This is a genomic window from Thioalkalivibrio sp. ALgr3, assembly GCF_000377325.1.
Classification (GTDB): domain Bacteria; phylum Pseudomonadota; class Gammaproteobacteria; order Ectothiorhodospirales; family Ectothiorhodospiraceae; genus Thioalkalivibrio.
The window spans coordinates 1-21,624 of record NZ_KB897994.1 but is presented as its reverse complement, the minus strand read 5'-3'; the positions used below and the strand labels follow the sequence as shown (position 1 = coordinate 21,624).

20 protein-coding genes are annotated in these 21,624 nt (G+C 69.1%); 16 read left to right on the top strand and 4 right to left on the bottom strand.

The genetic code is table 11. The features are described 5' to 3' along the window. Window positions 1–9: 9 nt before the first annotated feature. Window positions 10–1,275: a methyltransferase domain-containing protein gene (locus tag C998_RS0112365; RefSeq protein ID WP_018871189.1), complete on the bottom strand. Its 1,266-nt coding sequence runs from the start codon at window positions 1,273–1,275 to the stop codon at window positions 10–12. A gap of 70 nt (window positions 1,276–1,345) precedes the next feature. Between C998_RS0112365 and C998_RS0112360 the strand changes: the two genes are divergently transcribed. The 4 genes from C998_RS0112360 to C998_RS0112345 are packed head-to-tail and all read left to right on the top strand — an operon-like array spanning window position 1,346 to window position 6,386. After that, entirely contained in the window at window positions 1,346–2,068 is a 723-nt protein-coding gene (locus C998_RS0112360; protein WP_018871188.1) for a hypothetical protein, read from the top strand. A gap of 41 nt (window positions 2,069–2,109) precedes the next feature. Continuing rightward, window positions 2,110–3,507, top strand: a complete 1,398-nt coding sequence (locus C998_RS0112355) for an MBL fold metallo-hydrolase RNA specificity domain-containing protein (protein WP_018871187.1) — start codon at window positions 2,110–2,112, stop codon at window positions 3,505–3,507. A gap of 57 nt (window positions 3,508–3,564) precedes the next feature. Further along, window positions 3,565–5,226 carry a Na/Pi cotransporter family protein gene (locus tag C998_RS0112350; protein WP_018871186.1) on the top strand — a complete coding sequence of 554 codons (1,662 nt, stop codon included), beginning with the start codon at window positions 3,565–3,567 and terminating at the stop codon, window positions 5,224–5,226. 50 nt (window positions 5,227–5,276) lie between these two features. Continuing rightward, complete coding sequence (locus C998_RS0112345) at window positions 5,277–6,386, top strand: RNA ligase (protein ID WP_018871185.1); 1,110 nt, start codon at window positions 5,277–5,279, stop codon at window positions 6,384–6,386. Between the two features lies 1 nt (window position 6,387). Here the strand turns inward: C998_RS0112345 and C998_RS0112340 are convergent, their stop codons facing one another. Further along, window positions 6,388–6,864 carry a YbhB/YbcL family Raf kinase inhibitor-like protein gene (locus C998_RS0112340; protein ID WP_018871184.1) on the bottom strand — a complete coding sequence of 159 codons (477 nt, stop codon included), beginning with the start codon at window positions 6,862–6,864 and terminating at the stop codon, window positions 6,388–6,390. A 134-nt stretch (window positions 6,865–6,998) separates the two neighbouring features. Between C998_RS0112340 and C998_RS0112335 the strand changes: the two genes are divergently transcribed. Both C998_RS0112335 and C998_RS0112330 read left to right on the top strand, forming a co-directional pair. Next, window positions 6,999–7,430, top strand: coding sequence for a hypothetical protein (locus C998_RS0112335; RefSeq protein ID WP_018871183.1), 432 nt, complete (start codon window positions 6,999–7,001; stop codon window positions 7,428–7,430). An 11-nt stretch (window positions 7,431–7,441) separates the two neighbouring features. Beyond that, complete coding sequence (locus tag C998_RS0112330) at window positions 7,442–8,401, top strand: patatin-like phospholipase family protein (RefSeq protein ID WP_026279616.1); 960 nt, start codon at window positions 7,442–7,444, stop codon at window positions 8,399–8,401. A 17-nt stretch (window positions 8,402–8,418) separates the two neighbouring features. Here C998_RS0112330 and dcd read toward each other — a convergent pair whose 3' ends face one another. Both dcd and apbC read right to left on the bottom strand, forming a co-directional pair. Continuing rightward, on the bottom strand, window positions 8,419–8,985 hold the full coding sequence (gene dcd, locus C998_RS0112325) for a dCTP deaminase (RefSeq protein ID WP_018871181.1): 567 nt from the start codon (window positions 8,983–8,985) through the stop codon (window positions 8,419–8,421). Between the two features lie 19 nt (window positions 8,986–9,004). Continuing rightward, a complete protein-coding gene (gene apbC / locus C998_RS0112320; RefSeq protein WP_018871180.1) occupies window positions 9,005–10,096 on the bottom strand; it encodes an iron-sulfur cluster carrier protein ApbC in 1,092 nt (363 codons plus the stop codon). A gap of 530 nt (window positions 10,097–10,626) precedes the next feature. Here apbC and C998_RS0112315 point away from each other — a divergent pair. The 10 genes from C998_RS0112315 (at window position 10,627) to C998_RS0112270 (ending at window position 21,237) form a co-directional block, all read left to right on the top strand. Next, entirely contained in the window at window positions 10,627–11,967 is a 1,341-nt protein-coding gene (locus C998_RS0112315; protein ID WP_018871179.1) for a hypothetical protein, read from the top strand. 404 nt (window positions 11,968–12,371) lie between these two features. Further along, window positions 12,372–14,435, top strand: a complete 2,064-nt coding sequence (gene metG / locus C998_RS0112310) for a methionine--tRNA ligase (protein WP_018871178.1) — start codon at window positions 12,372–12,374, stop codon at window positions 14,433–14,435. Window positions 14,436–14,514: 79 nt separating this feature from the next. Next, window positions 14,515–15,138, top strand: a complete 624-nt coding sequence (gene mtnB / locus C998_RS0112305; protein WP_018871177.1) for a methylthioribulose 1-phosphate dehydratase — start codon at window positions 14,515–14,517, stop codon at window positions 15,136–15,138. Further along, window positions 15,135–15,845, top strand: coding sequence for a hypothetical protein (locus C998_RS0112300; RefSeq protein ID WP_018871176.1), 711 nt, complete (start codon window positions 15,135–15,137; stop codon window positions 15,843–15,845). Before mtnB ends, C998_RS0112300 begins: the two co-directional genes overlap by 4 nt. A 104-nt stretch (window positions 15,846–15,949) precedes the next feature. Continuing rightward, the gene (gene rsxA / locus C998_RS0112295; RefSeq protein WP_018871175.1) at window positions 15,950–16,528 is read left to right on the top strand and encodes an electron transport complex subunit RsxA; all 579 of its coding nucleotides are present in this window, start codon (window positions 15,950–15,952) and stop codon (window positions 16,526–16,528) included. 1 nt (window position 16,529) lies between these two features. Then, window positions 16,530–17,102 carry an electron transport complex subunit RsxB gene (rsxB, locus tag C998_RS0112290; RefSeq protein ID WP_018871174.1) on the top strand — a complete coding sequence of 191 codons (573 nt, stop codon included), beginning with the start codon at window positions 16,530–16,532 and terminating at the stop codon, window positions 17,100–17,102. 10 nt (window positions 17,103–17,112) lie between these two features. After that, window positions 17,113–18,807, top strand: a complete 1,695-nt coding sequence (gene rsxC / locus C998_RS0112285) for an electron transport complex subunit RsxC (protein WP_018871173.1) — start codon at window positions 17,113–17,115, stop codon at window positions 18,805–18,807. Continuing rightward, window positions 18,807–19,868, top strand: a complete 1,062-nt coding sequence (rsxD, locus tag C998_RS0112280) for an electron transport complex subunit RsxD (RefSeq protein ID WP_018871172.1) — start codon at window positions 18,807–18,809, stop codon at window positions 19,866–19,868. Before rsxC ends, rsxD begins: the two co-directional genes overlap by 1 nt. Continuing rightward, window positions 19,865–20,551 (top strand): electron transport complex subunit RsxG, encoded by a 687-nt coding sequence (rsxG, locus tag C998_RS0112275; protein ID WP_018871171.1) that lies wholly within the window; start codon window positions 19,865–19,867, stop codon window positions 20,549–20,551. The genes rsxD and rsxG overlap by 4 nt, the downstream gene beginning before the upstream one ends. Next, entirely contained in the window at window positions 20,548–21,237 is a 690-nt protein-coding gene (locus tag C998_RS0112270; protein ID WP_018871170.1) for an electron transport complex subunit E, read from the top strand. Before rsxG ends, C998_RS0112270 begins: the two co-directional genes overlap by 4 nt. The last annotated feature ends 387 nt before the right edge of the window (window positions 21,238–21,624 follow it).

The following is a 21,624-nucleotide window of genomic DNA, read 5'->3' as shown; positions in this document are numbered from 1 at the left end:
GGGTGCAGTTTACCGGTTCAGAGAGTCCCCGTGGGGACTTGTGCCCCAGACCGCAAACACCGGATCGGCATGATCCAGGCGTCCGGCGTAGGGATCGTCCGCGGGCCGCGGCAGGCCACGCAGGCTGAACGTGGCCAGGTCCGCGAACCCCGCCTCCAGAAACCGGTCCAGCACCAGCCCCATGCGCTCGAAGTCGAACAGCCGTTCCCAGACCGCAATCGCTTTGGTGGGGAAACAGCGATCCGAAAACGTCACCACAAACACGCCACCCGGCCGCAGGACTTCCCGCACCGAGGCAAAGACCGCGCCGGGCCGGGTCAGATACTCGACCGAAGCGGTACAGACCACGGCGTCCAGGCTGTCCGCCGGGAACGGCAGGCCGGGACGGGTGTTCAGGTCCTGCACCAGGGCCTGGTTCAGCAGCGGGTTCGCGGCCAGCTCTTCCCGGTTCATGCCCAGACCGACGACCGCCTCCGGCTCGGCAACCCCGTCCAGATGCGATGCCCAGCTCGCCATGAGATCCAGCACCCGCGCCCCCGGCGGTACCAGCGCGGCGTACAGTGCCGCGACCCCGGCGCGCGCGGTGGCATCCAGATGGTGGACCATGCGCGGCCGGGCGTAGAACACCGCATCGTCCGCCGGATCTTCCCGCTCGCAGGCGCCGCCGCTCCAGAAATCCGTCGGAACCCCGCGCCAGCGGGCCTGCATCCCGGGCCCGCGTTCGGTCAGCCGCCCGGTCACGTCGACCGGGGACCCCTCGCAACCGCCGTAATGTACGCCCAGCACCCGACCGGTCAGACGCAGCTCGCGCCCCGCGAGGGGGTGATTCAGGTCCGCCAGCAGGCGGTCCTCTTCCAGGGCCCCAACGCGAAACAGGGCCCGGTCCCCTTTCTCGATCCCGGCATGTCCGGCGATGAACCCCCGCGGATAGAACCTTCCGGCCCGCGGCTCGACCACCCGGTGGCGCCGCAACCGCCGGTTGAAGGCCGCCGGCGACAACTCCACGACCCCGGCGGGATCGGCCGCGGGTACCAGGGACGCCGCCGGCCATTCGCAGGCCTCGCCCGGCGAACTTCCGCTCAGGCCGGAACCATCGCCGGCGGGCCAGAGATCCCGTTCGGGGTCCAGGCGCGGGAGATAAAGGCATTCGCGATGGCGGGCCTCGCCACTGCTCCAGTCCAGCGTCCAGCCGACATCGGCCGCCCCTCCTGCCGACAGTGCCCCGGCATCCGGGATCTCGACCATGCCCGACTCGGGTACAAACGGATCCAGCATGCCGTTCTCCTTTCGTTCCCCTGCGTTATCATGCGGCGAACCGCCCGTACGCGGCCACCCGGAGGGAGCCATGACCGAGCCTTCACCCGTCCTGCTCGTCGCCGTCATCGCCGGCGACCTGGAGGAACGCGCCGTGCATATCGCCACCGAGGAAGGCGCGCCGAAACCGTCGCTGCACGAGGGCTTCGGCATCGGCTTTCCGGAGCACATGCGTTTTTTCGGCGTGACCTACCAGGGACTCGAATCGGTGTGCATCTGGAAGACCGATCCGGCACGCGGTGAACGCATCGCGCGGCGGCTGAACCTGGAACTGGATCTGCTGCAGCCCTATAACGGCCTGGCCTTTACCCTGGAGGCCTCCGACGACACCGAGGCGCTGTTGGACATGGCCAGTGCCCGCCCACAGGCCCCGGCCTCCCCCGGACACGCGCCGCCCCCGCCGGCCACCGAACTGCCGCTGGCACTGCTGGCGGTGATGTTCCCCGACGCCGATCGCGATGCGGCGGTGGAGATCGTGCGCCGGGGCGGCGGCGCCGGGCTCACCCTCATGGATGCACGCAACGCCACCACCGACCACCATCCGCGCATCCTCAGCCTGCACTACGAGGGCGCCCGCACCCTGCTGCTGGCGATCCTGGAGACCGGTCACGGCGAACGCCTGCGCACCACGCTGGACACCGAACTGGGACTCGCCGCGCACGGACGCGGCCTCGGGCTGGTGCTGCCACTGCGCGGAGTGGCCGGGCTCAAACCGGAGCAGATCGAGCGGCTGCTGGAAGACGGCGACCGCTGACCCCCTGCGACCGCCCCGCCAAAGCCGGTACACTGCGCGGCATGGCACAGCTTACCTTTCAGGGCGCCACCGGCGAGGTCACCGGTTCGCGCTATCGCATCGACACCGACCACGCCCGTTACCTGCTCGAATGCGGCATGCAGCAGGGCGGCAGCGACGCCGACGAGCACAACCGCGCCTCGCTGGCCGAAGTGGCGGCGAACACCGACGCCGTAATCCTCTCGCACGGCCATCTGGACCACTCGGGCCTGCTGCCGAAACTGGTGCGCGACGGCTACCGCGGCCCGATCTTCTGCACGCCGGGGACGCTGGAACTGCTGGACATCATGCTGCGCGACTCGGCCTTCGTGATGGCGAAGGACATCGAATGGGAGAACAAGTGGCGCGCGCGCAACGATCGCGAGCTGCTGGAGCCGCTGTACGACGAACAGGACGTGGAGACCACGCTCGAACTGTGCGAGCCGGTCTCCTACGGCCAGCCCCGGCATCTGGACGACGGCTCGCGTCTGACCTTCCACGACGCCGGGCACATCCTGGGTGCCGCCATCGTCGAACTGGTGGTGCCGTCCGGCGGCCGCGAGCGGCGGCTGGTCTTCTCCGGCGACCTCGGCAACCCCGAGTCGGTGCTGATGAACGAGCCCGCCCGGCCGGAGCAGGCCGACCACGTACTGCTGGAAAGCACCTACGGCGACCGTGACCACCGCCCGCTGGAAGAAACCATCGAGGAATTCGCGCAGATCCTGCAGGAGGCCTGGGACGATGGCGGCAACGTACTGATCCCGGCCTTCGCCGTGGGCCGCACGCAGGAAATCCTCTACCACCTCGGCATGCTGCACCACGCCGGACGGGTGCCGCAGCAGAAGATCTTTCTCGACAGCCCGATGGGGATCCGCGTCACCGAGCTCTACGCGCGCTGCCGCCAGTCCCTGAACGCGAAAGACCTGGAACGGCTGCATCAGGCCGCCAACGGGAACCCGCGGGAATACCTCCCGCCGCTGGAGTTCACCCGCACGGTGGAAGAATCCATGGCCATCAACCGCATCTCCGGCGGCGCGATCATCATCGCCGGCGCCGGAATGTGCAACGGCGGCCGTATCCGCCACCACCTGAAATACAACCTCGAACGACGCAGCACGCATCTCGTGATCGCCGGTTTCCAGGCCGCCGGGACCCTCGGCCGCCAGCTGGTGGACGGCGCCCGCTCGGTCAGGATCCACGGCGACGACATCGCGGTGAAGGGCCATGTGCATACCCTGGGCGGGCTCTCCGCGCACGCCGGCCAGTCCCGGCTCGTCGACTGGGCCGCCGGCTTCCGCGACCGACCGGTCTTCCATCTGGTCCACGGCGAACCGGCCGCGCGCGAGGCCCTGGCGCAGGTGATGCGCGAACGCGACCTGGACGCCCGCATCCCGGACTATGGCGACACCATCGAGCTGTAGCCGCCACCCGATCCCGGGCCCGGAAAAGGGCTCGGGATCGGGCACCGGGGTACGACCATGACCGGGGCTCCCGACACCGGCGCCCTGGCGCTGATCGCCGGCTTCCTCGGCGGTCTGGGCCTGTTCCTGCTGGGCATGCACCTCCTCACCGACGGTCTGCGCACCGCCGGGGGCAAGGCCCTGCGCCGGATCCTCGGCAGCTGGACCCGCAGCCGCAGCCGGGCGCTGGCCACCGGCGTGGGCGTGACCGCGCTGGTGCAGTCCTCCAGCGCCGTCACCCTGGCGATCATCGGCTTCGCCAACGCGGGCCTGCTGACCCTGGGCCAGTCGGTCTGGGTCATCTTCGGCTCCAATGTGGGCACCACCGTGACCGGCTGGCTGGTCTCCATCCTCGGGCTGGAGATCCGCATCGAGGCCTTTGCCCTGCCGGCGATCGGGGCCGGCGCACTGATGTACATCATCACCCGCGGCGCGCGCCTGCCCTACCTGGGGCTCGCGCTGGCGGGGTTCGGCCTGCTGTTCCTCGGCATCGACGTGCTGCGGGTCACTTTCGTGGATCTCGGCGACACCGTGGACCTGGGGGCACTGGCGCGCCCCGGCTTCCTCGGCCTGGTGATCATGGTCGCCATCGGCATGCTGCTGACGCTGGCCATGCAGAGCTCGTCGGCGGCCATGGCCATGGCCCTGACCGCCGCCATGAGCGGCGCGATACCGCTGGAGGCGGCCGCCGCCGCGGTCATCGGCTCCAACCTCGGGACCACGGTCAAGGCGGTGCTGGTGGTGATCGGCGCCACCGCCAACGCCAAGCGCGTGGCCGCCGCACACGTACTGTTCAACGGCCTGACCGCGATCGTGGCCCTGCTGATGCTGCCGTGGTTCCTTGCCGCCATCGAATGGATCTGGGGCGGACCGGAGGCCGCCCCCGCCCCGGCCATGCTGCTGGCCCTGTTCCACACCGCATTCAACGTGCTCGGCGTGATCCTGATGATCCCGCTGGCCCGACCGATGATCCGGCGGCTGCAGCGGCACTTCGGCGGCGCGGATCTGGACGAGGCACGTCCCCGCCACCTCGACGACAGCAGCGCCCGGGTCCCGGAGCTGGCCCTGCAGTCACTCACCATGGAGGTCGACCGCGCCGGCGAACTGGCCTACCGCATGGCGCGCGACGCCCTCGCCGAGACCCCGCCGTCCGAATCGGGCCTGCGTCAGCGGCTCGATGTCGTCGAACGACTGGTGGAGGCCATCGGCGAGTTCGCCAACCGCGCCGGGCGGGTGTCGATGGCGGACGCCACGGCCGAAGGGATCGCCGAGGCGGTGCGGGTCGCCCGCTACCATCAGGACATCGCCGCGCGCGCCGCCGAGATCGCCGAACTGCGCCGCAGCGCCAGCGATGACACCACTGCGGAGATGACCGCGCGGCGCCGTGCCTGGCAGGGCCGCGTGATCCGCGCCCTGGACTGGGCCCGCCTGGAGGCCGACGAGGAGACGGCCGGGACGCCTGCGGAGGAGGTGTCCCGCGCGGTGGAGGACGTTGAAGCCGCCTATCAGGAACTCAAGGCGGCGCTGCTGCGCGAGGGCACCTTCGGCGCACTGTCGATGGCGGAGATGGACCGCCAGCTGCGCATCATCAGCCTCGCCCGCCGCCTGGCCGGCCAGGCGGCCCGGGCGCACGAGCGCGGGACCGCCCTGCACGCCCTCGCCGGCAACGGCCCGGGCTGAGGCGTGCCGGCGCAATGTACGCGCCCGCGGCCGGGGCGATACACTGAGGCATGGACGCCGCAACCCTCGAACAGGCCCTGGAACAGGGCCGCGCCCGCGAGCAGCAGTTCGCGGACCTGACCTCCCACCGCCTGCTGGAGAGTGTGGATGGCTTTCCGCGCGGCAGCGTGGTGCTGCCCGACGGGCGCGTGCTGCCCGGCTACCCGTCCATCGCCCGCATCCAGTCGCTGGCCGCCGGCCTGCCGCGCCAGTTCGACGGCCCGTTCCGGGCCGAGGAGAAGATCGACGGCTTCAACGTGCGCATCCTGCGCGAGGGCGACGCGATCTACGCGTTCTCGCGCGGCGGATTCGTGTGCCCGTTCGCCACCGACCGGGTGCCGGATTTCGTCGACCCGCAGGTGTTCGAGGAGGACCCGGAGCTGATCCTGTGCGCCGAGATCGCCGGCCCCGACACCCCGTACATGGAGGGCACCAGTGCTCAGGTGGAACACGACATCCAGCTGTTCGTGTTCGACATGATGCGCCGCGATCACGCGGGCTTCCTGCCGCATGCCGACAAGCAGCGCCGGATCGAACGCCATGGTCTGCCGCAGCCGGCGCAGCACGGTGTCTTCCACCCCGACGAGCTCGAGGCCCTGCGCCATCGGATCCTGGAACTGGACGCGCGCGGGGTGGAGGGGCTGGTGCTCAAGGCCGAGGACAACGGCACGCGCGCCAAGTACGTGACCGGCCGTTCCTGCATCAACGATATCCGTGTCTGCAGCGGGCAGCTGCTGGACCTGCCCGCGGAGTATTTCACCCACCGCCTGATGCGGCTTGCGGTCTTCCTGACCGAGCACGGACACACCGGCGACCCGGAGATCGAGCGCGCCCTCGGGCGCGCTTTCCTCGAAGGCATGGACGACGCGGTCGCCTCCAGCGAGCAGACCGGCCATGTCGGCCAGCACTATCGCTGCCGCTTCCGCGAGCGCGCCAACGCCCTGCGGTTCATCGAGCACATGCGCACCACTGGCGGACGCCATGTACGCGTCGACCCCGCCAGCCCGCAGCCCGAGACGGGCGAGCGGGAAGGCTACTGGCGGGTGGACCTGGAGCGCCGCTTCGACCGCATGACCGGCACCCTGGCCTCGGCCCTGCGCGGCGACTCGCAGTTCGACTGAATCAGTCGCGGGTGTAGGTGCCCACCAGCCGGTTCATGCCGATCACGTGCGGTTCGGCGCGTTCCAGGAATTGCTCCATGGTCAGCCCGGGCGGGGCCTGCAGATCGGCATCCAGGGCCATGACCCAGAAGAAATAGTGATGCACCCCATGACCGCCCGGGGGCATCGGCCCGCCGTAGCCGTTGCGGTCAAAGTCCGTGTGCCCGTTGGTCCCCAGCGAGGTCCCGGCCTCCAGCTCGGTCACATCGGGCGGCAGGTTGTACAGCACCCAGTGCACGAAACCGTAGGACCCGGGCTTGATCAGCGGGGCATCGGGATCGTGACAGAGGATCGCGAACCCGCGGGTGCCCTCGGGCGCGCCGCGCCACGCCAGCGGCGGGGAGACATCCTCGCCCTCGCCGGTGTAGCGCGCCGGGATCTTCCCGCGCGACTCGAATTCCGGGCTGGTGAGCTGCATGTCGGACAGCGCAAAACCCATAAGGACCTCCTGGCACGTTGGTGTGGCCTGTAGCCACCTCACCGTAGCGACCCTGCCGGCCGGATGCCAGAGGGCCGGGGCGAAAGCTGTGTCCATTTGCAGCGCCGGCCGGGCTGCCTGATCATACCGGCGTGATGATCCGCTGGCTGCGCAATCCGTTCCGTCGCAGGAATCCGCTGGACACTGCCGCGCGCGCGGTGGACCGGGGGCGCGCCGGCGTGGAAACCGTGCTGGGCCTGCCGCACCGCCTGGCGGTGCCGCTGCTGCAGCGACATTTCGGCGATGCGGCGGTGCCCTCCAGCGAGGGCTTTCGCGAACACGGCCGCGACGGTTCCTGGACGCTTCCCGCGCCCGCCCCGGAGTTCTCCGTGCGGCTGGATGCCGACTCCGAGGGACGCCTGATCCACGGCCGCATCACCGGATCCGGCCCATACGCCGGGCTGATCGTGTTCAGCGACTGGAGCCCGGACCACCCCGCCGCGGTCTGGCAGATCCGCGTCGAGGAACCGGCCGGAGAACAGGCCACTGCCCTGCATGACCATCTGCTTGACCCCGAACGGAACTGAGGAACCGCGCCGTGCCACAACCCCCAAGGACCGTCTCGCTCGTACTTGGCAGCGGCGGCGCTCGCGGTCTCGCCGAGATCGGCGTCATCCGCTGGCTGGAAGACCATGCGAACTACGAGATCCGGACGATTGCCGGCTCCTCCATGGGGGCAGTGGTCGGCGGCATCTATGCGGCCGGGCAGCTGGACACCTACGAGGAATGGGTGTGCACCCTGCGGCGCCAGGACGTCTGGCGACTGCTGGATTTCTCGTTCTCCGGAGCCGGTCTGTTCCGCGGTGAACGCCTGGTCGAAAAGCTCCGCGAGATGCTGGGCGATACCGACATCCGCAATCTGCCCATCCGCTTTACCGCGGTGGCCACGGACATCGAACGCGAGCGCGAGGTGTGGCTCAACGAGGGCGCGCTGTTCGACGCGATTCGCGCGTCCATCGCCATCCCCACGGTCTTCACCCCGGTGCGCCTGAACGGGCGGTTGCTGGTGGACGGCGGCCTGCTCAACCCGGTCCCCATCGCCCCGACCCTTTACGACGACAGCGACGTCACCATCGCGGTCAGCCTCAACGGACGGGTGGACGAGCGTCTGGGTCCGAAACGCAGTTCGCCCGGAGACCATCAGGGGGATTCCGCCGCCACTCGCCTGCGCGATGGCCTGCGCAGCGCGCGCGACGTGCTGCCCGACCGCATTGGCTCCTGGCTGCAGGACTGGCAGGGGCGACTGGGACTCGGCGAGACCGACTCGCGTCTGACCGAGGAGCAGGAGGCGCGGGCGCTGGGCCTGATCGACATGGTCTCGCATTCCATTGAGGCCATGCAGGGCAGCATCGCGCGTTTCCGCGTGGCCGCCTACAACCCCGAGCACCTGATCGAGGTACCCGTGAACGCCTGCGGGGTGTTCGACTTCCACCGCGCGCGGGAGATGATCGATCTGGGATACGAGCTGGCCGAACGCCGTTTCGCGCTGCAGCGGTAAGAAAACTCCGGCCGGTATCAGGTGCGCGGCAGCGTGACCCCGCGCTGGCCCTGGTACTTGCCTCCGCGGTCCTTGTACGAGGTTTCGCACTCCTCGTCCGACTGCAGGAACAGCATCTGCGCGACCCCCTCGTTGGCATACACCTTGGCCGGCAGCGGCGTGGTGTTGGAGAACTCCAGCGTCACGTGGCCTTCCCACTCGGGTTCCAGCGGCGTCACGTTGACGATGATGCCGCAGCGGGCGTAGGTCGACTTGCCCAGGCAGATGGTCAGCACGTCGCGCGGGATGCGGAAGTACTCCACCGTGTGCGCGAGCGCGAAGGAATTGGGCGGGATGATGCAGACGTCGGCATGCACGTCGACGAAGCTGCCCTCGTCGAAGCCCTTGGGATCGACGATGCTCGAGTTGATGTTGGTGAAGATCTTGAAGTGATCCGAACAGCGCACGTCGTAGCCGTAGCTGGACGTGCCGTAGGAGACGATGCGCTCGTCGTCGCGATAGCGGATCTGGCCGGGCTCGAAGGGATCGATCATCCCCTCGGCCTCGGCCATGCGACGGATCCAGCGGTCGGACTTGATGGTCATCCCTGATCGCCCGCCGTCATCAGTTGTTCTGGATGACGATGTTGGGGAACTTGCTGCTGTAGTCCCGCGCCTGTTCCGCCAGCCGGGCGCCGGTGCGCCGCGCGATCTCGCGGTAGATCTCGGTGATGCGACCATCGGGGTCGGCGATCACCGTCGGTTCGCCGCCGTCGGCCTGCTCGCGGATGCGGATGTCCAGCGGCAGCGCCCCCAGCAGGTCCACGCCGTATTCCTCCGACATGTTCTCCGCGCCGCCCTGGCCGAAGATGTACTCCTCGTTACCGCATTTCGAGCAGATGTGGATGCTCATGTTCTCGATGATCCCGAGCACCGGCACCTCGACCTTTTCGAACATTTGCAGGCCCTTGCGCGCGTCCAGCAGGGCGATGTCCTGCGGCGTGGTCACGATCACCGAGCCGGAGACCGGGATCTTCTGCGACAGCGTCAGCTGAATGTCGCCGGTGCCCGGCGGCAGGTCGATGACCAGGTAGTCCAGGTCCTTCCAGTTGGTCTCGTTGATCAGCTGTTCCAGCGCCTGGGTCACCATCGGCCCGCGCCAGATCATCGGCGTGTCCTCGTCGATCAGGAAGCCGATGGACATCGCCTGCACGCCGTGGCGCTCCAGCGGTTCCATGTGCTTGCCGTCCTTCGACTCCGGCTTGTCCTTGATCCCCAGCATGCGCGGCTGGGAGGGGCCATAAATGTCGGCGTCGAGGATGCCGACACGCGCACCCTCGGCCGCCATGCCCAGCGCCAGGTTGACCGCGGTGGTGGACTTGCCCACCCCGCCCTTGCCCGAGGCCACGGCGATGATGTTCTTGATCCCGGACATCGGCTTGAGGCTCTTCTGCACCGCGTGGGTCAGGACCTTGCAGCCGACATTCACCTCGACCGCCGCGTCCCCGGCGACGCCGCGCACCGCCTGCTCCACCGCGGCTTGCAGTTCGTCGTGGTAGCCGGAAGCGGCATAACCCAGCTCGATGTCCACCGCGACCCGCGAGCCGTCGATGCGGATATCCTTCACCTGGTTGGCGGACACCAGGTCGGTTTCGAGGTACTTGTCCTGCACCTGTTTCAGGGCGGATTCGATCTGCTCGCGCGAGAGTTCAGCCATGGTTGCCCGGTTTCCGTTGATTGGGAGTGTGATCGCGCGATTCTACTGCCCGGCGTCCGAGACGCCAATGACTGCACGCCACGGCCGACTTTCGGCGGCCCCGTTCGCGGGCTTGGAGGAGGCTTGTCAAGGCCTCGCCCCGACCGTTTGTCCGATTTGTGCACATCCGCCACGCGTGGCCATCCCGGCCGGGCAGGATAGCGAAAACAGTCGGAAAGGCACTCGACAAAACTTTTTCAAAGACCTGTTTTTGAAGTATTTTTAATAAACTGGTCGTTTTTTGACCAATCTGAGGCAAAGCCCCGTCTGACAAGGCCTGCGGACAAATGCCACGGGTTTTCCCACAGAGTTATCCACAGGTTCTGTGGACAGTCACGGGGCTTGACACCCGTCGCCCGATACCCCCGGCAATGTGACCCGGCCGACAGAACCCGCCCGCCGTGCATGCCGCGCCGTGCATCGCCCGGTCGAAGCCCGTAATGTGAAGACTTGCGCGACGCGTATCCAGCGGGAAGGGTCCGGACAAAATCATGCTCAAGGAAGTGGCGATCGGCGGTGCGATCCTGGTGGTCGCGGGACTGGGGTATCACCAGTACGAAATCGGTCAGATCGAGCGCAGCCTCGACGAACTCGCGGCGGAACTGCGCCCGCTGGGCGAGCTGGACTATTCCGGGGTGCGCATCGGCCTGAACGGCCACCTGCACGTCGACGGCGTGCGCTTCGACCCGCACGCCCTCCCCGGGCGGCTGCGGGCCGAGCGCATCAGCGTCGAGGCGGACGGCATCCCGGAGCTTCTGCGCCTGCGCCGCACCCTGGAGCGCGACCGCCTGCCGCGAGCCCTCGGCGCCTCCGTGCACCAGCTGCGGGTCCCCAGGACATGGTCGCGCGCCAACGCGGATGCCCCCCTGGCCCGTTTTTTCACCCGCCTGGACACCGCCGGCTGCAGTGCCCTGGCGGACGCCGGGCCCGGGCAGGTGCTTGACCGTCTTGGCATGGCGCAGGCGCCCGTGGACCTCGCGCTGTCCTATCGCATTGAAGGCAGTGGCGAGCGGCTGGAGCTGCGCGGCGCATACCAGGCCGGCGCCCTCGGCGGCTTCCACGGCCGGGTGGAGTTCGAGCCCCGCGCCGGTTCGCGCGACCTGGAACGCTTCGTCCCGGCGCTGCTGGAAGCGCCCATGCGCGAGTTCGGCCTCGAATACCGCGATGCGGGCTATTACACCTCCCTGCAGGACTTCTGCCTCCGCGAATCCGGCCTGCAGGCGGAGTCCTGGCGCGAACACCACATGGGCGAATGGCTGCAGACATGGGCCGATGCCGGATTGCAGCCGGGGCCGGCCCTGACGCGCGGCTATCGCGAATTCGTCGCGCAGCCGGACTCGATCGAGCTGCAGGCGGGTCGCGTGCGCGATCCGCTGCGGCGGGCACGCGGTCTGGATTCGCCGATAGAACTCCTCGACCGCGTGGATCTGCGCCTCGCGATCAACGGCGAGCGCATCGGGCCCGTGGTCCTGCACACCGGGGATTTCGTCGGCCTGCCCGACGCGACGGAGCCGGACACGGGGGGCGACTCTCCGGACATGGAGGCAGCGCGCGACCGCGAGCCCGAGCGCGCCACCGCATCCGCACCCGGCCCCGGCGTCCCCGCCACGCGCGAATCCGGGGCCCCGGCGGCCGGCGTCCTCGCCTGGGACGCCCTCCCCGACCGGGTCGAACGCTACGTGATCGTGACCACCGAACGCGGGCACCGCCGCCCGGGCCGACTGCTGGAGGTGGACGATGACGAGCTGCGCCTGCGCCAGCGCCTGCATGGCGGGTTCATCGTGGTGCGGCTGCAGCGCGACGCGATCCGCGAGATCCGCGCCGCCCGTTGACACGCCGCATCCTGCACGGTTTGTGCACAGACCGGGACGCCCCCGGGCGTAGTCGCCAACCGGGCACGCGTCACGCTCGGGAACGACATGCGGAAAAATCCCAAGTTGCTGTTTATAGGGCCTATTGTTCAGTCTGGTTAATGTTTGCCCAATCTGACGCAAGCCACGCACTGACAAGGATTTGGCTCGCCTGCCACGGTTTTTCCCACAGAGTTGTCCACAGGTTCTGTGGACAACGGCCGGCTTGACCGGCACCGGGAAATGGATTAACCCGGCCTCCTCGTCCGTTCCGGCGGCTCGACATCCCGCCGGCCACACCGGACAATATCCGTTTCCGGATCACCCGCCGGCCGCACTGCCCGTGGCCGGACACCCGCGACCCGACACCACAGATCCCGAGGCCCATGACCGACACGCCGCGCAAGATCCTCGTCACCAGTGCCCTGCCCTATGCCAACGGGCCGATCCACCTGGGCCATCTGGTGGAGTACATCCAGACCGACATCTGGGTCCGTTTCCAGCGCGCCCGCGGCCACGAGGTGGTGTACGTCTGCGCCGACGATGCCCATGGCACGCCCATCATGCTCAAGGCGCGCGCCGAGGGCATCGAACCCGAGACCCTGATCGAGCGCGTGCGCGAGGAACACGAGGCGGATTTCGCCGAGTTCCACATCGGCTTCGACCACTACCATTCCACGCATTCGGCAGAGAACCGCGAACTGGCCGGCGAGATCTACCGCGCCCTGCGCGACGCCGGCCACATCGCCACCCGCACCATCGATCAGGCCTATGACCCCGAGGCCGGGATGTTCCTGCCCGACCGCTTCGTGAAGGGCCGCTGCCCGAAATGCGGGGCCGAGGACCAGTACGGCGACTCCTGCGAGGCCTGCGGCGCGACCTACAGCCCGATGGAGCTACAGGAGCCGGTGTCGGCCATCAGCGGGGTCACCCCCGAGTCGCGCGAGTCGGAACATTTCTTCTTCCGCCTGGCCGACTTCGAGGCCTTCCTGCGCGAATGGACGGGCTCCGGACGCCTGCAGGACGCGATCCGCAACAAGCTGGAAGAATGGTTCGAGGCCGGGCTGAGCGACTGGGACATCTCCCGCGACGAGCCCTACTTCGGCTTCGAGATCCCCGAGGCGCCGGGCAAGTACTTCTACGTGTGGCTGGATGCGCCCATCGGCTACATGGCGAGCTTTCGCGCCTGGGCGCGCGAACACGGCGAGGACTTCGACGCCTGGTGGCGGCCGGATTCCGATGCCGAGCTGTACCATTTCATCGGCAAGGACATCGCCTACTTCCACACCCTGTTCTGGCCGGCCATGCTGCACGGTGCGGGCTATCGCACGCCCTCGGCGGTGTTCTGCCACGGTTTCCTGACCGTCAACGGCGCGAAGATGTCCAAGTCGCGCGGGACCTTCATCCGCGCCCGCGACTACCTCGACCATCTGAACCCCGAGGCCCTGCGCTACTACCTCGCCGCCAAGCTGGGTGACGGGGTCGACGACCTCGACCTCAATCTCGACGACTTCATCCAGCGGGTAAACTCCGACCTGGTCGGCAAGGTGGTCAACATCGCCAGCCGCTGCGCGGGCTTCATCACCAAGCGCTTCGACGGCCAGCTGGCCGCCGAACTCCCGCGCCCCGACCTGCACCAGGCGTTCGTCGACGAGGGCGAGGCGATCGCCGCGGCCTACGAGAACCGCGAATTCGCCCAGGCCATGCGCCGCATCATGGCACTGGCCGACCAGGCCAACCAGTACATCGACGAGGCCCGGCCCTGGGTGCTGGCGAAGGAACCCGGGCGCGAGGCCGAGGTGCAGGCCATCAACACCCAGGGGCTGGACCTGTTCCGCATCCTGATCGTCTACCTCGCACCGGTGCTGCCGAAGCTGGCGAACGAAGCGGCGGCCTTCCTGCGCGAGGACGACCTCTCCTGGGCCGGACGCACCCGGGCCTTCACCGGCCGTTCGATCGACCGCTTCAAGCCGTTGATGACCCGTATCGAGGGGAGCACGGTGGAAAGCCTGCTCGAGGCATCGAAGGCGTCGCTGGGCGGCGGCGAGGCCGCGGCAGACGAGGCGGCGAGCGGGGCGGCGACCGGGGACGCGGAACCGGACCCGGCGGTGGAGCCGATCGCCGATACCATCGACTTCGACACCTTCGCGCAGGTCGATCTGCGGGTCGCCCGCATCGAGGTCGCGGAACACGTGGAGGGCGCGGACAAGCTGCTGCGCCTGGAACTGAACATTGGCAGCGAACGCCGCCAGGTCTTCGCCGGCATCAAGTCAGCCTATGCCCCCGAAGACCTGGTCGGCCGCCACACCGTGATGGTCGCCAACCTCGCCCCGCGCAAGATGCGCTTCGGCGTCTCCGAGGGGATGGTGCTGGCCGCCGGACCGGGAGGCGACGAACTCCGGATCCTGAGCCCCGACGACGGGGCCCGGCCCGGCATGCGGGTCAAGTGATCCGCATGCCGGTGATGCGGGTCATGGATTTGCATCCGGTGCTCGCGTAAGCTGCCCGCCTTTTGCCAACAAGGGACGCATGGAAAACAGTCTCGAATTCAAGGCCCAGGTGAGCCTGCTCGCCGATGCCGGTGCCCGTCTCGCGGCACGCGGCTGGCTGCCGGCCCGCGCCGGGCACTTTTCCGCGCGCCTGGACGACCGCCATATCGTGGTCTCCGCTCCCGGGCGACAGAAGGACATGCTCGACGAGAACGACTTCATCATCGTCGATCTCGACGGCAATCTGCTGTCCCCGGCGGAGCGCACGCCGTCGCCGGAGACCTTCCTGCACATCATCATGTACCGCCGCGACAAGGACCTGGGCGCGGTCCTGCATACCCATTCGGCCAATGCCACGGTGCTCTCGCGCCAGCTGCCCGGCGGGCTGCATCTGAGCGACTACGAGGTCCTGCGTGAACTGCCGGTGGTGCAGTACCCCGCCGAAGGCATCGACGTACCGGTGTTCGCCAACGACCCGAACGTGCAGCAGCTGGCCGCGCAGGTCGATGACCGCATGAGCCGGCAGCCGGATCTGGCCGGCTATCTGATCGCCGGGCACGGCCTGTACACCTGGAGCCACACCGTGGAAACCGCGATCCAGCGGGTCGAGGCCTTCGAGTTCATGTTCGAGTGCGAGATCCTCGCGCGCCAGCTGCACCCATGACCCCGGCACCCCAGGCAATCGTGCTCGCGTTCGAGGGCGTGCTGGCCCCGGCGGACGTCCTGGCCGAGACCCTGGAGCCACGCGCCCGCGAGGAACTGGGCCCGTTCCTCGAGCAGCACGCCGATGACCCGCTGGTGAAGCGCACCCTCGCCGACCTGCGGGCCTATGCCGGGCGCGAGCTGGACGACGCCGAGCTGCGCGTGCGCATCGACGCCTGGATACGCGCAGGGCAGGACATCAGCCCGCTGCGCCAGCTGCAGGGCCTGATCTGGACCGAGGTGCTGGAACAGGGCGGCCTGCGGCCCGAACTGGACGCGGATACGGTGGCGGCGCTGACGCGACTGGCACGGGCCGACATCGCGCTGTACAGCTTTGGCGCCACGCCGGTCACCACCCAGCGCGAGTGGCTGCGGCGTGGCCCGGACCGCAACTTCGAGGCCCGCCTGGCGGGCTACTTCGATACCCGCCTGGGCGGACGCCGCGACGCCGGCAGCTTCGGGCGCCTGGTCGCCGAGACCGGGCTGCAGGCGGACCAGGTTCTGGTGCTGTCGCCGGACCGCCGGCAGCTGGATGCCGCGCGCCAGGGCTGGCTCCGGACCGCCCGCCCGGCGCCGGAGCCCGACGCCGGCCATGCGGATCCGGACGGGGAGCCGCACCCTGCCCTGAGCCTGAACGCCCTGGCCGAACGCTGGGGAACCGCCGCCTGACCACCCGGCCATGACCGTGGCCGGGGCAGGGTTGAGGTGCCATCCACGGGGGTCGATACTATGTTGTTGACCCTGTTACTCGGAAATTGCGGGCAGGAGCCGACTTGGAATACGTCCTGATCCTCATCAGCACGATCCTGGTGAACAACTTTGTCCTGGTGAAATTCCTGGGGCTGTGTCCGTTCATGGGGGTCTCGCGCAAGGTCGAGACGGCCACCGGCATGGGCCTGGCCACGACCTTCGTGCTGACGCTGTCGGCGGTGGCCTCCTACGTCATCAACGAATTCGTCCTCGCCCCGCTGGACCTGGAATATCTGCGCACCATCGCGTTCATCCTGGTGATCGCGGCCGTGGTCCAGTTCACCGAGCTGGTGGTGCGCAAGACCTCGCCGCTGCTGTACAACGTGCTGGGGATCTTCCTGCCGCTGATCACCACCAACTGCGCGGTGCTGGGCGTGGCCCTGCTGAACGTGCAGGAGGCGCACAACTTCGTCGAGTCGGCGCTGTACGGCTTCGGCGCGGCGGTCGGCTTCTCGCTGGTGCTGATCCTGTTCTCGGCGATCCGCGAACGCATCGCGGTGGCCGACGTGCCGGTGGCGTTTCGCGGCAGTGCGATCGCGATGATCACCGCGGGCCTGATGTCGCTGGGCTTCATGGGCTTCTCCGGGCTGGTAACCACCTGACATGGACATCCTGATCGCCATACTCGCCATCACCGCGCTGGCCGCCCTGTTCGGCCTGGTGCTCGGCTATGCCGCGCAGCGCTTCCGCGTGGAGAGCAACCCGGTGGTGGACCAGATCGACGCGCTGCTGCCGCAGACCCAGTGCGGGCAGTGCTCCTACCCCGGCTGCCGCCCCTACGCCGAGGCCATCGCCGCCGGCGAGGCCGACATCAACCGCTGCCCGCCCGGCGGGCAGGCCACGGTGGAGGCGCTGGCCGATCTGCTCGACCGCGACCCCAAGGCACTGGAAGAGGAAGAACAGGAAAAGACCGTCGCGGTCATCGACGAGAACCTGTGCATCGGCTGCACCCTGTGCATCCAGGCCTGCCCGGTGGATGCGATCGTCGGCGCGGCCAAGCAGATGCACACCGTCATCGAGGAAGAATGTACCGGCTGCGAGCTGTGCATCGAACCCTGCCCCGTGGACTGCATCGACATGGTGCCGGTGGAGACCGACATCAGCGAATGGGGCTGGTCGGAACCCGAACCCTCGCCCATCGAACGGCCGCGTGACGAACCGCGGGCCTCCGCCTGATACCGCAACCATGCAGCTGCACCGTTTTCATGGCGGCCTGAAACTGGCCGACAACACGGAAGCGAGCACCGCCGAGCCGGTGCTGACCATGGGCGTACCCGAACGCCTGACGGTCCCGCTGGGCCAGCACATCGGCGATCCCACCGAGCCCTGCGTACAGGTCGGCGACCGCGTGACCAAGGGCCAGCGCATCGGCCAGGCCGCCGGCTACATCGCGGCGCACGTGCACGCCCCCACCTCGGGCGTGGTGGAAGACATCGGCGAGCACCCGGTCCCGCACCCGTCGGGGCTGTCCGCCCCCTGCGTGGTGATCCGCGCGGACGGCCGCGACGAATGGGGCGACACCCGCATGGAGCCGTGGCTGGACTGGGACACCCGCGACAGCCGCCGGCTGCGCGAGCGCATCCGCGAGGCGGGCGTGGTGGGCCTGGGCGGGGCGGCCTTCCCCACCGCGGTCAAGCTCAATCCGCGCGCCGGCCAGAACATCCACACCCTGATCGTCAACGGCGCCGAGTGCGAACCCTGGATCAGCGCCGACGACATGCTGATGCGCACCGCGCCCGAGGCGGTCTTCGAGGGCATCCGCATCGTCGCCCACCTGCTGGGCGTGGAGCGCATCCTGTTCGCAGTGGAAGACAGCATGCCGGAGGCCATGCGCGCCCTCACCGAGAATGCGCCGGCGGAACTGGCCGACCGCCTCGAGCTGGTCTCCATTCCCGCCGTCTATCCCACCGGGGGGGAGCGCCAGCTGATCCAGGTCCTGACCGGCCGCGAGGTTCCCAGCGGCGGGCTGCCCGCCGATCTGGGCATGGTCTGCCACAACCCCGGGACCTTCCGCGCGATCTGCGACGCGGTGATCCAGGGCCGGCCGCTGGTCTCGCGGCTGGTCACCGTCACCGGCCCCGGGGTGCACAGGCCGCGCAACGTCAACGCCCTGATCGGCACGCCGTTCGCCGACCTGGTCGCGGCCACCGGCGGCTACGACGCCGAGGTCGACCGCCTGGTGATGGGCGGGCCGATGATGGGTTTCGCGGTGCACGACGACGCCCTGCCGGTGATCAAGGGCACCAACTGCCTGCTGGCCACGCGCCCGCAGGACACGCCCTCCCCGGGCCCGCGCATGCCCTGCATCCGCTGCGGCGAATGCGCGGCGGTGTGCCCCGCCCGGCTGCTGCCACAGCAGCTGTACTGGCAGGCGAAGGCCAAGGACTTCGACGCCATCCAGGACTACGGCCTGTTCGACTGCATCGAATGCGGCTGCTGCGCGCATGTCTGCCCCAGCAACATCCCGCTGGTGCAGTACTACCGCTACGCCAAGCACGAGATCTGGACCCGCGAGAAGGAGCGCCAGAAGTCGGACGTGGCGCGCGAGCGTTACGAGTTCCGTCAGGCCCGGCTGGAACGCGAGGAACGCGAAAAGGCCGAGAAACTGGCGAAGAAAAAGGCCGCGGTGAAGAACAAGGAAGGCCAGGACGACGACAAGCAGGCGGCCATCCAGGCCGCGCTGGAACGCTCGCGCGCACGCAAGGCGGCGCGCAAGGGCCAGGCGGACGCCAACGATTCTTCCGACGGTTCCACCGGGGATGCTCCCGAGGGCCACTCCGGGAACCACTCCGACACCCCCGGCGAGCCCGGCCGCTCCGAAGACACGGGTTCGGCGGACACCACGAACGCGACGGATGACAGTCAGGAGCACGGACGCTGATGCGCTTTCGCACCGAATCCTCACCGCACATCATCCCGCGCCACTCGGTCGGCGGGGTGATGCAGCAGGTCCTGCTGGCCCTGATCCCCGGCACCCTCGCCATGACCTGGTTCTTCGGCTGGGGCGTGCTGATCAACGTCGCCCTGGCGGTGGGCTTCGCGGTGGCGCTGGAGGCGGCCATGGTCGCGCTGCGCCGGCGGCCGGTGGGGCCAACCCTGGCCGACAACTCGGCCATCGTGACCGGCTGGCTGTTCGCCCTGGCCATCCCGCCGCTGGCGCCGTTCTGGGTCACCCTGATCGGCATCGCGTTCGCCATCGTGGTCGCCAAACACCTGTACGGCGGACTGGGCTACAACCCGTTCAACCCGGCAATGGTCGGCTATGTGGTGGTGCTGGTCTCGTTCCCGCGCGAGATGGCGCTGTGGCCGGCCCCGGAGACCCTGCCGCAGATGCCGCTGGGGCTCTGGCACAGCCTGCAGACGGTGCTCACCGGCAGCCTGCCGGCCGGCATGGAATGGGATGCCATCACGCGCGCCACACCGCTGGACGCCCTGCGCGAGGGACTGGTGTCCGGGCGCACGGTCTCCGAAGTGACCGCCAGCCCGGTATTCGGCAGCTTCACCGAGACCGGCTGGGAATGGATCGGCAATTTCTTCCTACTGGGCGGGCTGTACCTGCTGTTCCGCGGCGTGATCCGCTGGGAGATCCCGCTGGCGGTGATCCTCGGCGTGGCCATCCCCGCCGGGTTCTTCTGGATCCTGGATCCGGACGCGCACGCCTCGCCGGCGTTCCACGTGTTCAGCGGCGCGGTGATCCTCGGGGCGTTCTTCATCGCCACCGATCCGGTCTCCGCGGCCACCACGAAGCTGGGGCGCATCCTCTACGGCGCCGGCATCGGCCTGCTGATCTACGTGATCCGCACCTGGGGCGGCTACCCCGACGCGGTGGCCTTTGCGGTGCTGCTGATGAACATGGTCGCGCCCACCCTGGATCACTTCACCCGGCCACGCGTCTACGGCCATTCGCGCGGAGGCGGACCACCGCCGGGGGCCGGGCCGTGACCGGGCTCAAGCCGCGCGACATCGCGATCACCACCGCACTGCTGGCCGCCTTCGCCGGGGCCGGTACCGGTCTGGTCGCGCTGGTGCAGAGCGCGACCGAGGCGCGCATCGAGGCCAACCGGATGGAGGTCAATCGCCAGCGCATCGCCGATCTGCTGGGCGAGCTGGACTACGTCAACGAGCCGGTGACCGACACCACGACCCTGAGTCACGACGCCCTCGGCGGCGCAAACCTGCCGGCCTGGTTCGCGCGGGATGCGGAGGATCGCATCATGGGCGTGGTGCTCTCCGCCGTGGCTCCCGACGGCTACAGCGGCGACATCCATCTGCTGGTCGGGATCGACCGCGCGGGCGAACTGCTGGGCGTGCGGGTCTCGGAGCACCGCGAGACCCCCGGACTGGGAGACGCCATCGAGGCCGGACGCTCCGACTGGATCCACGCGTTCGAGGGCCGCCGCCTGGGCGATCCACCACTCGACGAATGGACGGTGCGCCGCGACGGCGGCGCCTTCGACCAGTTCACCGGCGCCACCATCACCCCGCGCGCGGTGGTGCATGCGGTGCGCCGGTCCCTGGAGTACTTTGAAGCCCATCGCGAGGAACTGCTGGCGACCGAACCCGGCGAGGGAGCGGCCGTGACCGAGCCGCTCACGCCCGACGATGATCAGGAGACAACGCCATGAGCACGCCCGCCGACATCATCCGTGACGGTCTGTGGCACAACAATCCGGGCCTGGTGCAGCTGCTGGGGCTGTGCCCGCTGCTGGCGATCTCCGGCACGGTGGTCAACGCCGTGGGGCTGGGCATCGCCACCACCCTGACCCTGCTGCTCTCCAACGTGATCGTGTCGCTGATCCGCGAACACGTGCGCTCGGAGATCCGCATCCCGGTCTACGTGCTGATCATCGCCTCCATCGTGACCGCGATCGAACTGGCCATGAACGCCTGGTTCCACGGCCTGTTCCTGATCCTCGGGATCTTCATCCCGCTGATCGTGACCAACTGCGCGATCATCGGCCGCGCCGAGGCCTTCGCCTCGCGCAACTCGGTCCCGCGCGCCGCGCTGGACGGGCTGATGATGGGGCTGGGCTTCACCGGCGTGCTGATCGCGCTGGGCGCGCTGCGCGAGCTGCTGGGTCAGGGCACGCTGTTCGCCGATTTCCACCTGCTGCTGGGCGAATGGGGGCATGCCCTGCGGATCGAGTTCTTCCCCGAGGAACACGGCTTCCTGCTGGCGCTGCTGCCACCCGGGGCCTTCCTCGCCATGGGCCTGCTGATCGCGGTCAAGAACTGGATCGATGCGGCCATGGAGAGCGGCCCCGAACCCGCCGAAGACGCCGCGGCGGAACCCGGTCCTTCCGCCGGCTAGGGCCGGGTCGGCTGCGCCGGGTCGGCTCCTGCGCCGGATCGGCCAGAGGCTGGCCTCCTACGGGCCGCACCCTGCCCCCCGGTGGGAGGCCGGCCCTCCGGCCGATTGTGCGTCCGGACAATCCCCCGCGCCGGATCGGCTCCTGCGCCGGATCGGCCAGAGGCTGGCCTCCTACGGGCCGCACCCAGCCCCCGGTAGGAGGCCGGCCCTCCGGCCGATTGTGCGTCCGGACAATCCCCCGCGCCGGATCGGCTCCTGCGCCGGATCGGCCAGAGGGCTGGCCTCCTACGGGCCGCACCCTGCCCCCGGTGGGAGGCCGGCCCTCCGGCCGATTGTGCGTCCGGGCAATCCCCTGCGCCGGGTCGGCTCCTGCGCCGGATCGGCCAG